This is a genomic window from Bombella sp. ESL0380, from assembly GCF_009725805.1.
Lineage (GTDB): Bacteria > Pseudomonadota > Alphaproteobacteria > Acetobacterales > Acetobacteraceae > Bombella > Bombella apis.
This window is the reverse complement of sequence record NZ_WNIH01000004.1, coordinates 127710-140204: the sequence shown is the minus strand read 5'-3', so window position 1 is coordinate 140204 and position 12495 is coordinate 127710. Positions and strand designations below refer to the sequence as shown.

The 12495-nt window shown below is 57.8% G+C and carries 11 protein-coding genes and 1 tRNA gene; 5 read left to right on the top strand and 7 right to left on the bottom strand.

Going from position 1 to position 12495, the window contains the following annotated elements; translation table 11 throughout:
• Window positions 1-9: 9 nt before the first annotated feature.
• Genes GM608_RS05280 through GM608_RS05270 form a run of 3 tightly spaced genes read left to right on the top strand, consistent with a single transcriptional unit; the run spans window position 10 to window position 2764 of the window.
• The gene (locus GM608_RS05280; RefSeq protein WP_043559860.1) at window positions 10-753 is read left to right on the top strand and encodes a (Fe-S)-binding protein; all 744 of its coding nucleotides are present in this window, start codon (window positions 10-12) and stop codon (window positions 751-753) included.
• Complete coding sequence (locus GM608_RS05275; protein ID WP_333645155.1) at window positions 750-2162, top strand: lactate utilization protein B; 1413 nt, start codon at window positions 750-752, stop codon at window positions 2160-2162. The genes GM608_RS05280 and GM608_RS05275 overlap by 4 nt, the downstream gene beginning before the upstream one ends.
• Before the next feature lie 11 nt (window positions 2163-2173).
• Window positions 2174-2764, top strand: a complete 591-nt coding sequence (locus GM608_RS05270) for an LUD domain-containing protein (protein WP_333645189.1) — start codon at window positions 2174-2176, stop codon at window positions 2762-2764.
• A gap of 71 nt (window positions 2765-2835) precedes the next feature.
• Here the strand turns inward: GM608_RS05270 and obgE are convergent, their stop codons facing one another.
• The 3 genes from obgE to rplU form a co-directional block, all read right to left on the bottom strand.
• Entirely contained in the window at window positions 2836-3843 is a 1008-nt protein-coding gene (obgE, locus tag GM608_RS05265) for a GTPase ObgE (RefSeq protein ID WP_333645154.1), read from the bottom strand.
• 115 nt (window positions 3844-3958) lie between these two features.
• Entirely contained in the window at window positions 3959-4225 is a 267-nt protein-coding gene (rpmA, locus tag GM608_RS05260) for a 50S ribosomal protein L27 (RefSeq protein WP_043559867.1), read from the bottom strand.
• A gap of 28 nt (window positions 4226-4253) precedes the next feature.
• The gene (gene rplU / locus GM608_RS05255) at window positions 4254-4568 is read right to left on the bottom strand and encodes a 50S ribosomal protein L21 (RefSeq protein WP_043559869.1); all 315 of its coding nucleotides are present in this window, start codon (window positions 4566-4568) and stop codon (window positions 4254-4256) included.
• 298 nt (window positions 4569-4866) lie between these two features.
• On the opposite strand from rplU, the gene GM608_RS05250 reads away from it, so the two are divergent.
• A tRNA-Ser gene (locus GM608_RS05250) sits at window positions 4867-4956 on the top strand.
• Between the two features lie 172 nt (window positions 4957-5128).
• Window positions 5129-6649 carry a DNA recombination protein RmuC gene (gene rmuC / locus GM608_RS05245; RefSeq protein WP_333645153.1) on the top strand — a complete coding sequence of 507 codons (1521 nt, stop codon included), beginning with the start codon at window positions 5129-5131 and terminating at the stop codon, window positions 6647-6649.
• An 11-nt stretch (window positions 6650-6660) separates the two neighbouring features.
• On the opposite strand, the gene GM608_RS05240 is transcribed toward rmuC, so the two are convergent.
• The 4 genes from GM608_RS05240 to GM608_RS05225 form a co-directional block, all read right to left on the bottom strand.
• Window positions 6661-7635: a flagellin gene (locus GM608_RS05240; protein ID WP_249089937.1), complete on the bottom strand. Its 975-nt coding sequence runs from the start codon at window positions 7633-7635 to the stop codon at window positions 6661-6663.
• A gap of 459 nt (window positions 7636-8094) precedes the next feature.
• On the bottom strand, window positions 8095-8943 hold the full coding sequence (locus tag GM608_RS05235) for a fumarylacetoacetate hydrolase family protein (RefSeq protein WP_333645152.1): 849 nt from the start codon (window positions 8941-8943) through the stop codon (window positions 8095-8097).
• The gene (locus GM608_RS05230; RefSeq protein ID WP_333645151.1) at window positions 8940-10049 is read right to left on the bottom strand and encodes a glycosyltransferase family 4 protein; all 1110 of its coding nucleotides are present in this window, start codon (window positions 10047-10049) and stop codon (window positions 8940-8942) included. The genes GM608_RS05235 and GM608_RS05230 overlap by 4 nt, the downstream gene beginning before the upstream one ends.
• Window positions 10050-10112: 63 nt before the next feature.
• Window positions 10113-12308, bottom strand: coding sequence for an FUSC family protein (locus tag GM608_RS05225; RefSeq protein ID WP_081847696.1), 2196 nt, complete (start codon window positions 12306-12308; stop codon window positions 10113-10115).
• Window positions 12309-12495: the final 187 nt, after the last annotated feature.

The following is a 12495-nucleotide window of genomic DNA, read 5'->3' as shown; positions in this document are numbered from 1 at the left end:
TCACCCATTATGAAGATAGGTTTATTCATTCCCTGTTACATGGATGCCTTCTATCCCCAGACGGGTATTGCCACGCTGGAATTGCTGGAAAAGCTGGGGCAGGAAGTTGAGTATCCCATGGACCAGACCTGTTGTGGTCAGCCCATGGCGAATTCCGGGTGCAACCGTGATGCCAAAGAGACGGAAGCTCTCTTTATCCGCAATTTCTCGAAATATGATGTGATTGTCTCCCCCTCAGGGAGTTGCGTGCATCATATCCGGGACAATTTTGATGCCATTGAGCAGACGGATGAGGTCCGGCATGTGCGCAAGAACACATATGAGCTTGTCGAGTTCATTCATGATGTTCTGAAGGTGCGTGAATTCCCGTGGGCGGAGTTCCCTCACAAGGTCGGGCTGCATAACAGCTGCGCCACATTGCGGTCCCTGCGGACGGCCAGCATGTCCGAGCTGGGCGAGCCTTTTTTCTCCAAACCCAAGACCCTTCTTTCCGCCGTGAAGGGCATTTCCTTTGCTGCACCACGACGCCCGGATGAATGTTGTGGCTTCGGTGGCACCTATTCCGTGACGGAAGAGGCCGTCTCTGCCCGCATGGGGTTGGACAAGGTGACGGATCATCATGATGCCGGTGCGGAGTATATCGTCTCTGCCGACACGTCCTGCATGATGCACCAGCAGGGCTGCGCCGAGCGTAATGGCGTGCCCATCCGCTTCATCCATATTGCTGAAATTCTGAATGGAGCGAGGGCATGAGCAACAGACCAGTCCCTCACGCCAAACTGGCGGCGGAGTTTCTGGAGGATGAGCCGCATCGTCACTTTCATGATGAACGCTTGTGGGACATGCGCCAGAAGCGTGACGAGCAGATGCACATCATGCCGGAATGGCAGGAGCTGCGCGAGCAGGCATCCCGGCTGAAGGAACATACGCTGGCCCATCTGCCCCAGTATCTGGAGCAGTTTGAGGAGAATGCCCGCCGCAGTGGCATCCATGTCCACTGGGCTAGGGATGGTGCGGAACATAATCGCATCGTGGAGAAGATTCTCAAGGATCACGGCCACTCATCCATCATCAAGAGCAAGTCGATGATTACCGATGAGTGCGAGATGCGGGAGTATCTGGAGCCAAAGGGCGTCAGCGTGACGGAGACGGACCTTGGCGAACGCATCCAGCAGCTGGACAACCAGCTGCCCAGCCATGTGGTCGTTCCGGCTGTCCAGAAGCTGACAACGGATGTGGCAAAGACCTTTGCCAAATATTACAATACCGACCCGAACATTGATGACCCGCACGCTCTGGCGGAGGCGCAGCGCAATGCGGCCCGTCCGGTCCTGCTGAGTGGCGATACGGGCATGACGGGAGGCAACTTTCTTGTGGCGGAGACGGGCAGCTTTGTCGTCTGCACCAATGAGGGGAATGCGGACCTCAGTGCCAATCTGCCCAACCTGCATATTGCCACGCTGGGGATTGAACGTCTGGTCCCCCGCATGGCGGACCTTGGCGTGTTCATCCGCCTTCTGTCCCGCAGTGCGCTCGGCTCACCGATCACCCAGTACACGACCCATTTCCGCAGGCCGAAGAAGGGCGGGGAGATGCATGTCATCCTCGTGGATAATGGTCGGTCCGAACGGCTGGGGATGGATGATTTCTGGACCTCTCTGAAGTGCATCCGCTGTGGGGCCTGCATGAATACCTGCCCGGTCTATCGCCGGTCTGGTGGGCAGTCTTACGGGTCCGTCTATTCCGGGCCGATCGGGGCGATCATTGACCCGACCTTCAACGCCAGAAAATTCAGCACGCTGCCCTTCGCCTCCACGATGAATGGAAGCTGTACCAATGTCTGTCCGGTCAAGATCGACATTCACGAGCAGCTCTATAAATGGCGGCGTGTTCTGGCAGAACGGCATGAAATTCCGTTCGTCAAACGGGAGATCATGAAGATGGCGGGGCGGCTGCTGGCCCAGCCGACCATGTACCGTCTGGCCATCAGCGGGACGGAAGTGGCCCTGAAGACCATGCCCCGTTTCGTGCTGTACAATTATCTGAATCCGTGGGGCAAACATCGGGAGCTGCCTCATCCGGTGAAGGAGACATTCCACAGCTGGTACAAGAAAAACCGTCTGAACAGGACCAAGGCACAGCATGAGGAGACACAGGCATGAGTGACGAGACGATGAGTGCCCGTGATGTCATCATGCAGCGTCTGAAGGAAAAGAAGTCTCCGCAGGAAGGGGCGTATCCTTTGCCGCCTGTCGTGACATTGGGGGATCAGGACGCCAGCCCGGAACGGTTCGAGGCCAGTCTGGCCCTGATGGGCGGCAGGATGCTGCCTTTGCAGGATGGAGAAGGGATTGAGCAGGCGATCAAGCGGGCTTTCCCGGAACTGCGCAACCTCTGCACTGCCGTGCCAGAGGTGGAAGGGACGCTGCGGATTGAAGACCTGGAAACGCACGAACAGGCCGACACGGTGGATGTGATGGTCGTGCGGGCTGCTTTTGGTGTGGCGGAAACGGGTGGCGTCTTCCTGAGTGAGGTGGAGCTGAAAGACCATCTGGCCGATGTCCACCTGGCGCAGCATCTGATCGTCCTGCTCTCGAAGAATGAGCTGGTGGGCAACATGCACAATGCCTATCAGCAACGTTCCGAGTTTCGGACGGCAGGGTATGGCGTGCTGATGAGTGGCCCTTCCGCCACGGCTGACATTCAGGGCGTCCTGATCCGTGGGGCGCAGGGTGTGAGGAGCCTGTCCGTCATCTGGGCCTGACGGCTTCCGGGAACAGGATACAGAAAAGGCCGTGCGATACTATGTCGCACGGCCCTTTTTATTGGGGGGACTTAGAGACCTTCGTTGCGGGAGGCCGTTACACGGTCCTGAAGATGGCGCAGCAGTTCCGGCAGGCCGTCCCGGCTGACGCCTGAAAGTAGGTGAACTTCTGCACCAGAAGCAGCTTCTAGAGCAGCCTTTCGCTCCTCGATTTCTTCCGGCAGCAGAGCGTCACATTTGTTCAGGACGAGAACCTCCGGCTTGGCTGCCAGCCCTTCATCATAGGCTTTCAGCTCCTTGCGGATGAGCTTCCAGTTCTGGATGCAGTTTTCATCCGTCCCATCAACCAGATGGATCAGGACGGCACAGCGTTCCACATGGCCGAGGAAGCGGTCACCCAGACCCGTTCCTTCGCTGGCACCTTCAATGAGGCCGGGAATGTCGGCAATGACGAATTCTTCCACGGCATTGAGGCGCACGACGCCAAGCTGTGGATGCAGGGTCGTGAAGGGATAGTCCGCAATCTTGGGGCGGGCACGGGAGGCCACCGAGAGCAGGGTGGACTTGCCCGCATTGGGCAGGCCGACAAGCCCGACATCGGCAATCAGCTTCAGCCGGAGCCAGACCCAGCGTTCCTCCCCGGGGAAGCCCTTGTCGGCCCGGCGTGGGGCACGGTTGGTGCTGCTCTTGTAATGGGCGTTGCCCAGGCCACCATCGCCACCCTGACAGAGCAGGACGGTCTTGTTTTCCTCATCAAGGTCCGCCAGCAGGGTCTCACGGTCTTCATCGAAGATCTGCGTGCCGATGGGAACATCAATGATGACATCATCCGCTCCCGCCCCGGTCCTGTTGGAGCCAGCCCCGTTGCCACCCTTGCGGGCACGGAAGTGCTGCGTGTAGCGGAAGTCGATCAGCGTGTTGAGGCTCGGCACGGCACGGAAATAGATGTGGCCACCCCGGCCACCGTCACCGCCATCCGGCCCACCGAATTCGATGTATTTTTCCCGGCGGAAGGCGACAACGCCATCTCCTCCATCACCGGAGCGGACATAGATTTTGGCTTGGTCAAGAAACTTCATGGGAAGGCCGCCACAGCAAGGGGGAGGGGAAAGGGACAGGAAGAAAAAAGGCCGGCACCACTGATGGAGCCGACCCTTCTTCATGCTCTGTGCCCGTCAGGGCAGGCAGAGTGCGTTATTCGGCAGCTTCTGCCAGGGCAACGGAAACGTGTACCTTGCCACCAGCACGACGCTGGAAGCGCACGCGGCCATCAACCAGTGAGAAGAGGGTGTGGTCACGCCCCATGCCAACGTTCTCACCCGGGTGCACCTTGGTGCCACGCTGACGGATGATGATGTTGCCGGCGATGACGCTCTGGCCACCGAACTTCTTCACACCAAGACGGCGGCCCGCACTGTCGCGTCCGTTACGGCTGGAACCACCTGCTTTTTTTTGTGCCATGACTGTGTCTCCTTAGGAACGGGCGAAATTACGCAGCGTTGATTGCGGTAATGCGCAGAACGGTGACCGGCTGACGATGGCCGTTCTTGCGACGGCTGTTCTGACGGCGGCGTTTCTTGAAGATGATGACGGTCGGCAGACGGTCCTGTGCGACGACCTCGGCGGTCACGCTGGCACCCTCGACCAGAGGGGCACCGATCTTCGTGCCAGCCTCACCACCGACCATCAGAACGTCGGAGAAGGTGACTGTGCTGCCAGCCTCGGCATCCAGCTTCTCAACCTTCAGGATGGCGTCCTTGGCGACGCGGTACTGTTTCCCGCCCGTGCGGATGACTGCAAACATGCAAAACTCTCTTTATGTTACCGAAGCCTCTGGCCGTATTCCTTCCTTTCTGCGAAAGGAGGATGACCTGCTCGCTTTTTGTCATTGGTTCAGACGGTGCCCCGCCAGCAGCGGAAAACCGTAGGAACAGAGGGGTTCTGTACTGCTTTTCTCCTGCACCGTCAATAAAAAAGCAGGATTTGTGGCGGGCAGGCGGGATGGAAGAGGGCTGCCTCTTGCCAATCCTGTAAAATCCCGCCATAACACCGGCCATCAGCTGGTGATGGTGGGCGCTGCCCCTGTTCCATTCCAGTTCCCCGGAGAGGTGCCAGAGTGGTCGATTGGGGCGGTCTCGAAAACCGTTGAGCGTGCAAGCGTTCCGAGGGTTCGAATCCCTCTCTCTCCGCCATGATGATCGTTCTCTTTGCATGTAAACTTTCGGTGCCGGGTGTTGTTCACCGGCAGGCTGGCCTGTGGCCTGATAGCCCGTTAGTTTGATACCCCGTAAGATATGGACTGCCTCCTTCAGACTGGTTTACGGAGGTCATGGTCCCAAACCGGGGCCTTTGGGAGGGAGCAACATGCAGATATCCGTACTGGTGATCGGTACCGTCGCCATGGCTATCGTGGCGTTTCTGGCGGCCGGGTTGGGGTATCTGCTGGCCATGAGGCGGGCTGGGTTGAAGATATCTGATCTTGCCATGCAGGTCCGGCAGATGGAGGTGGCTTTCCAGCAGGCCAGTGACCGGAATGACAGGGACGGAGGGGAGCTTGTCCAGCTCAGGAACAGGCTTCATGACACGGAGCTTGCGGAGAATACAGCCCGCACGCAGCTGCGCAATGCCCATGAGACGGTCCAGCGGCTGGATGCGGCCCTGACGGAACGGGGCGTACAGTATGAGGCCCTCCTCCAGAAATATGGCATGCTGGAAAAAGAGCATGTGGAAATCAGAACGACGCTGGAGCGGAAAGAGGAACATTTCCGGGAGCAGATGCAGCAGCTTGGCGAAGCCAGGCAGTCACTGGGGAAAGAGTTCGAAAATCTGGCCAACAGGATATTCGAGGAAAAAGGTAAAAGCTTTGCCGATGCCAGTCAGGTCAGCCTGTCGTCCATGCTGAAGCCGTTCCGGGAGCAGATCGAAGGGTTTCAGAAGCGGGTCAATGAGGTGCATGATGCGTCCCTCCAGGGGAACAGCACCCTCAATGCGGAGATCAGGAAGGTTCTGGAGATCGGCCTGAAGATGAGTCAGGAGGCCACCAACCTGACATCAGCCCTGAAGGGGGATTCCCAGCAGCGTGGTGCCTGGGGGGAGGCGCAGCTTCGCCGGACCCTGGAGATGAGCGGTCTTGTGGAAGAAGCCCATTATGAGGTCCAGAGTTCCTTCCGGGATGCGGAGGGGCGGCAGAAACAGACGGACTATCTGATCCGGCTGCCCGAAGGCAAACACATCATCATCGACAGCAAGGTGTCGCTGAATGCCTATGACCGGGCCGTGGCGGCGGAGAGCCAGACGGAGCACGAGGCCGCTCTCAGGGAGCATGTGAAATCCGTCCGCCGGCACATGGATGATCTGGCCTCCAAGGATTACACGAACCTGATCGGGATGCGCAGTCCCGGTTTTGTCCTCATGTTCATGCCGATCGAGCCGGCCTACATCAGTGCCCTGAAGGCGGACCGGGACCTGTTTGACTATGGGTACAGGAAGGGCATCGTGCTGGTGTCCCACACGACACTCATTCCCATCCTGCGGACGGTCGCCAATCTGTGGATGATCGAACGGAGCAACCGGGAAGCCCGTGAGATCAGCGAGAAGGCAGGGGACATCTACAATTCGGTATGCCTTGTGGCCGAAAGGCTGAATAAGCTGGGCGGAAGCCTGAACACGGCAAGCAACCATTACAACAGTGCCGTCAGGGCATTGGCCGGGCAGCAGGGGCTGTATGGCCGGGTGGACCGTTTCAGGCAGCTTTCAGCCAAGGTCAGCAAAAACCTGCCCCGGCTGGAGGCGGCTCATATGGATTTTGAAACGGAACGTCTGGGCCTGATCGTGGAGCCAGTGGAAGATGATACCGGACAGCCGGTACCAGTGACCGGCGCCTGAGCACGCCGCCCTTACTGGAAGAGGGACAGGATGTTCTGTGACTGGCCATTGGCGATGGAAAGGGACTTGATGCCGAGGGACTGTTTGGTCTGGAGAGATGTCAGTTTGGCAGACTCGGCAGACATGTCAGCATCCGTCAGCGCACCGGATGCTGCCGTGAGGGAATCGGACGATTTCTGCCCATAGGCACTCATGGAGCTGATGAGCTGCATGTTGGCGCCAAGGTCGGATGTGACGTTGGTCATCGCCTGGATGGCGTTCTGCGTGATCTGGATCATTCTGGGAAGACGCTGTGCCGTGGCCGCCGCATTGAAACCGTCGCTGATGCGGGCACCGTCAGGAGTGGCCGTCAGGAAGTTGTTCACGGTGGGGTCTTCCCCAGGCATTGCGCTGCCAGGTGTCATGCCGAACAGTTCCGTCATGATGTGGCCGATCCCGTAACCGGTCGTGAGGCCGATCATGTAGCCGTAGCTGTTCAGTGTCTGCGTGTCTCCCTGGAGGCTGGTGACAAAGGTCAGGCTGTTGGAGGTAATGCCCATTCCGTCCCCCGTGCCGCTCAGCGTGCCGCCGGAAAGAAGATTGACGCCTTTCACCGTGGCGTTTCGGGCGATGGTGTCGATGCTTTTCATGTAACCTGTCAGCTCTTTGTTGAGCTGGCCGAGAGATGATTCATTGCCGATGTTGTTGCCAACGGTTGTCACGGCATTCTGGACATTCTGAAGAACCTTGATGATGCTGTTGGCCGCAGAGTTGGTAGCGCTGAGAACCTGGGAGGCATAGCTTAGCCCGTCATTGACAGCACTTTGTCCTGCAATGTCCCCGCCAATCTGGGAGGCGATGCCGAAAGCGGCTGGATTGTCGGAGGCATTGGCCACTTTCTTGCCAGTGGAAACAGCGTTTTCCGTGTGGGCCAGATCCGTCTGTGTCGTGTTCAGTGTTTCCAGGGCAGCCATGGAAGACTGGTTGGTGTTGATGGAAAGACTCATGGCCCTTTCTCCCAGTTCATTAAGCGGAACCAACGGACATCTGCTGGCGGATGCAAGGAAACACGAAAATTTTACAAGCTTCTTAAATTTTGAATGAAAAATGGTTCTTCACTTGTTTTATGAAAGTCACATTAGAGCGCCATTAAGATTCATCATGTCGAGAGCTGATTGTTTATAATATAGCAATATGAGTAATGTTTTAATTATATGAGATGGATTTCATGGCGACATGTCGTGAAAATGGCATATGTGCATTTCAACTTCATGAGCCAAGGACCGTCAGGATGACATGAGTTTCTTCCGGTCCGGTATTGTGAAACCAGTGCTCCATGTCCACGAGAACAATGGCCATCCAGCTGGTGGCAGGTGAAAATGGCGCGGGCAGGCGGTGGATTCAGAGGACAGTTCTGTAAGTATATGTTTCTGTCATTCTGTCTTTCATGGGGTTGTTCTGTTTTTTCATCGTGTCCATCGCACGAGTGTCTGCTTCTGTTCCCCCAGCCCTTCAATGCCAAGCCGCATTTCGTCACCTTCCTGCAACCACAGGGGCGGCTTGTGTCCCATCCCGACACCGGGCGGTGTCCCGGTGGCAATGATGTCGCCGGGCAGGAGCGTCATGTACCGGCTGAGATAGGCGATGATCTCACGGACAGAGAAGATCATGGTGGCTGTCGAGCCGTCCTGACGGCGGGTTCCGTTCACGTCCAGCCAGAGGCGCAGGTTCTGCGGATCAGCGATCTCATCAGCCGTGACAAGGAAGGGGCCGACAGGTCCGAAATTGTCGCAGCCCTTGCCCTTGTCCCATTGTGAGGACTGCATCTGGAAACTGCGTTCTGACACATCATTGACGATGCAGTAGCCTGCCACATGCTCCAGAGCCTCCGCTTCCGTCACATGGCGGGCTGTGCTGCCGATGACGATGCCCAGCTCGATTTCCCAGTCCACTTGTGAAGCATGGGGCGGGATGGGGATGTCGTCATGGGCACCGCAAAGGGCGGAAGGAGCTTTCAGAAAGACGATCGGTTCCTGCGGGATGGGGAGACCGGCCTCTTCGGCATGATCGGCATAGTTCAGGCCAATGCAGACGCATTTGGAGACATGGCTGATGGGCACGCCGAACCGGGGAGAGCCTTCCACGGCTGGCAGGGTCGCTGCATCAATGGCTGCCACCTGAGCAAGGGATTGTGGGGAGAGACGCTCCGGCGTCAGGTCACTCCAGAGTCCCGAAAGGTCACGCAGTGTACCGGAACTGTCGATCAGTCCGGGCTTTTCAGAGCCGGGGCGGCCATAGCGGCAGAGTTTTGTCATGACGGGTTTTTTCCTGAGGGTTGCGGGGTGGTCATCCGCTCCAGTTTCTCAACGATTTTTCCGCATCGTTGCGTGAAAGCTTCCCGGCTGTAATGCTGTTCGATGTAACGTTTTGCAGCTTTGCCGTAGTCGTTCAGCAGGGCCGGGTTCTGAAAAATTTCTGCCAGCGTGTCGCAGAAGGTTTCAGGAATCCTGTCAGGTTGCAGCAGGAATCCTGTCTGACCGGGCTGGACGCTGTTGCGCATTTCCCCGACCGGTGTCGCCATGACAGGCAGGCTCATGTTCATGGCCTCATGGGCAGCCAGACACATGCCCTCATAACGTGAGGGCTGTGCGTAAAGCTGGAGCGTGCGGAGAAAGGCCGGAACATCCGTCTGGAAACCTTTCAGTGAGACGTGGTTTTCCAGCCCGTGCTGCCGGATGAGGGTTTCAAGCTCCGCCCGCTGGGGGCCATCGCCTGCAAAGGACAGGTGCACGAGGTCTGCCCACTGGGGATGACGTGCGCGGAACAGGGCCAGACCTTCGATGAGCAGGGGATAGTTTTTCACCTCATGCAGTCGCCCCGTGCTGCCGATGTGCAGAGGTGTTCCGCCATTCCAGTCCGGGGCCGGGTGGTTTTCGGGGGCGGCCACATAAAGAGGCCAGGACGTGATTTTCTCCGGCGGAATGTTCATTTTTTCCCGAAGGAAACGGGCTACATAAGCGGAATCTGCAACCCATAGCCGGGTAATGCGACGGCCTGCCGTGGTGGTGAAACGGATGCTGGCACTGTTCTTCCAGCTGACAACGGGAATATTGAGGAGTGCTCCGGCCAGCTGGCCCAGCAGTGTGGCCCGGCTCAGGGAGGTCCAGATGATGTCGGGCCGGTTCCGGCGGAGCAGGCGCAGGAGACGGATCAGCGTGAGGAAGAAACTGCGGCGCCGGCTGTCCAGAAGATGGTAGGGGATTCCGGCCTGTTCCAGATGGGGAGCTGCCCCCATGTCCCGAGGCTCGCAGGCGGTGACATCCACCTGATGGCCGAACTGTTCGAGGGTTTTTACGATATCCGGGATGGCAAATTCAGCCCCACCCGTTTCCAGGCTTGTGACAACATAATGGATCTTCATGGAGACGGCAGAACCTCGGACAAGGGCAGGGAGGCAGAAGTCTGGCTGCCCACAGGCGGGAGATCAAGCCCTTTGCGGGTGGCCTGCGTATGAATCCTCATCATGGGGCAGGGGGATGGGGCCTTCACCACGGAAGGGCTTGCTGGCATCCAGAAAATTCTCGTTTGTCCGCAAGGTGTGTTCGATCACCACAAGATGGGCCAGGGCACGGGTTATTTCCAGCCGGATGATGGCCTCATGGTCCTGTGTGTCCAGCTCACGCAGGCGGCGTATGGCGGCCCGGGTCAGGCGGGCTGCCCGGTCATGCCGGCGGGATGAGTGTTCAATGTAATAGAGAACCAGCGTGATGGGGCGGCGGGCGCTTTCCGGCAGATACTCACGGTTGAGCAACCCTCGCAGGCGGATGATGTTCAGCCCGAGTGTCAGGGTAGCCAGCGTACCCTGAATACCGGCCTCCACAAGGGGGGACAGGGTGGTGGCGTGGCTGAGAAGGCGAGAGAAGCGGTCCGTACTGTGGCCAATCCATGCGCTGATCTGCGGTGTGCTGCTCAGGCTGGCAAGATTGCGCAGCTCCCGCAGTGTGGCACGGCGCAGCCGGAATTCTTCGGCCTTGCGGTTGAAAGGCAGGATGCTGCGGAAGATCAGCACGGCCGTTACACCTGCAAGGATGATGGCGAGGTTGGTGTTGTAGAATTTCGTCTCGTCAATGACATGATGATTCTGGATGCCCAGCATCAGGGGCATCAGCAGGTTGAAGGCCGAGGCTGCCGGGGCTGTGGCAGGGTTGGCCCGGGCTAACCCTCCGATCATCATCACGCAGGACAGGATGAGCACCAGAGGTTCATATGTCGTGACCATGGGAATGAAGATGAAGCAGAGCAGCCAGGCCACGCACCAGCCTACCGCAAGCCCTTTGAGGAATTTGATTGTTCCCAGTACGGGGTCTTCCTTTGTGGCGAAAAGGCCGCAGATCAGGGCCGTGATGCTGATGAGTGTGTTGCCATTGGACCATGCCGTGATTTCATAAATGAAGGATGTGACCAGAATGGTCAGCGCCGCACGGAACCCGTTATTGAAGGCAAGTCGCCCGTCCCGGTGCGTATGGCGCTGGAACTGGAAATGGTCACCACGCACACTGTGCGTGCTGGCGTGATATTCCGTGATGGCTTCTTCCAGATCACCGATCAGATCCCCAAGGGATGAGAATAGAATACGTTCATCCAGTGCGGAATCAGTAATGATGGTGGTCTTGTCCCGTAGAGGGGTTAGTGGGCCAGAGGTGGAGATGATCTTTTGCCGGTGCGGGGTTGCATAACGGCGGCAGATGTCCCGGAGGTGCTGGAGCTCGGCGAGAAGTTCCGAGATTTCGGCTTCCTGGGGCAGGCGGCTGGAGAAGTCCTTCAGAAAATGCCGGAACGCCCGTGCCACCGTGTCAAAATCCTGATGGTTGGAGGAGAGCAGCTCCAACCGTGTAGCCATACCGAAACTGCGGGAGAGCAGGGCAGATACGGCGGCCAAGGCGGCACGGGCATGGTCGCCTTCATGACCATGCGCACCCATTTCCAGTTCCGCAAATTCGATCTGGTCGTTGATGGAGAGGATGGTGCCGAACAGCTTGCGGGCTTCTGTCAGGGCTCCGGTGTCCCTCTGGAGAATATGGTGGAGGGTGTCGGCCACCAGTGTTAGGGCCGATTCCAGTTTCTGCCGTATCTTGAGATGGGCTACACGGTCCTGGTTGAAGGCGAAGAGAAGCCCGATGAAGGCCTCACACAGCACGCCGAGGATGATGTAACTGGCACGGGATACGGCAAACATGAAGATGCTGCCCGTATGCGGGACGACATCCATGCAGATGATGGCGCAGGTGTAGCCGGAGAGAACCAGCGCATAGGAGCGGAAGTTGCTGACAAAGGTGGCCAGCCCGCTGCAGAGGCCAATCCACAGGGCAATGATCGGGAAAAACAGCCAGGGAGCCTGCGGATATATGCCGACGAAGATCAGGGCCGCCACACCGCCAGCCAATGTTCCTATGATGCGCCAACGGGCTTTGGAGAGGCTTTCTCCTCGTGTCAGCTGCGCTACGGACCAGACCGTCATGGGGGCCCAGATGGGACTGTCCAGCTCCAGCCAGAGAGCGATCCCCAGAGACAGACAGGCTGCAATGGTAGTCCGCAGGGCGAAGAGAAATCCATCCAGGGACGGGGTGAAGATCCAGTAGAAAAAGGACGGGGTCCTGAAGTTCAGAAAACGGGTGATCATTGCGCATCCAGTGGCTTTCAGGACGGGAGATTACTGCCCTTTACGCATGGATGCGAGGGGTCACACTTATAATTGAACAAAAATATCGGAATGATTTCAGAGGGAATATTTTTTTCATTATCATGGAATATTTCTCTTTTTTGTTTAAAGGAAAAATAGTAAAACTTTTCTGAAAATTCTGCTGAAG

Bases quoted from the DNA above. Each gene is read 5' to 3' on its own strand.
- GM608_RS05280 (WP_043559860.1), top strand. From the start codon at position 10: ATGAAGATAGGTTTATTCATTCCCTGTTACATGGATGCCTTCTATCCC.
- GM608_RS05275 (WP_333645155.1), top strand. From the start codon at position 750: ATGAGCAACAGACCAGTCCCTCACGCCAAACTGGCGGCGGAGTTTCTG.
- GM608_RS05270 (WP_333645189.1), top strand. From the start codon at position 2,174: ATGAGTGCCCGTGATGTCATCATGCAGCGTCTGAAGGAAAAGAAGTCT.
- obgE (WP_333645154.1), bottom strand. From the start codon at position 3,843: ATGAAGTTTCTTGACCAAGCCAAAATCTATGTCCGCTCCGGTGATGGA.
- rpmA (WP_043559867.1), bottom strand. From the start codon at position 4,225: ATGGCACAAAAAAAAGCAGGTGGTTCCAGCCGTAACGGACGCGACAGT.
- rplU (WP_043559869.1), bottom strand. From the start codon at position 4,568: ATGTTTGCAGTCATCCGCACGGGCGGGAAACAGTACCGCGTCGCCAAG.
- rmuC (WP_333645153.1), top strand. From the start codon at position 5,129: ATGCAGATATCCGTACTGGTGATCGGTACCGTCGCCATGGCTATCGTG.
- GM608_RS05240 (WP_249089937.1), bottom strand. From the start codon at position 7,635: ATGAGTCTTTCCATCAACACCAACCAGTCTTCCATGGCTGCCCTGGAA.
- GM608_RS05235 (WP_333645152.1), bottom strand. From the start codon at position 8,943: ATGACAAAACTCTGCCGCTATGGCCGCCCCGGCTCTGAAAAGCCCGGA.
- GM608_RS05230 (WP_333645151.1), bottom strand. From the start codon at position 10,049: ATGAAGATCCATTATGTTGTCACAAGCCTGGAAACGGGTGGGGCTGAA.
- GM608_RS05225 (WP_081847696.1), bottom strand. From the start codon at position 12,308: ATGATCACCCGTTTTCTGAACTTCAGGACCCCGTCCTTTTTCTACTGG.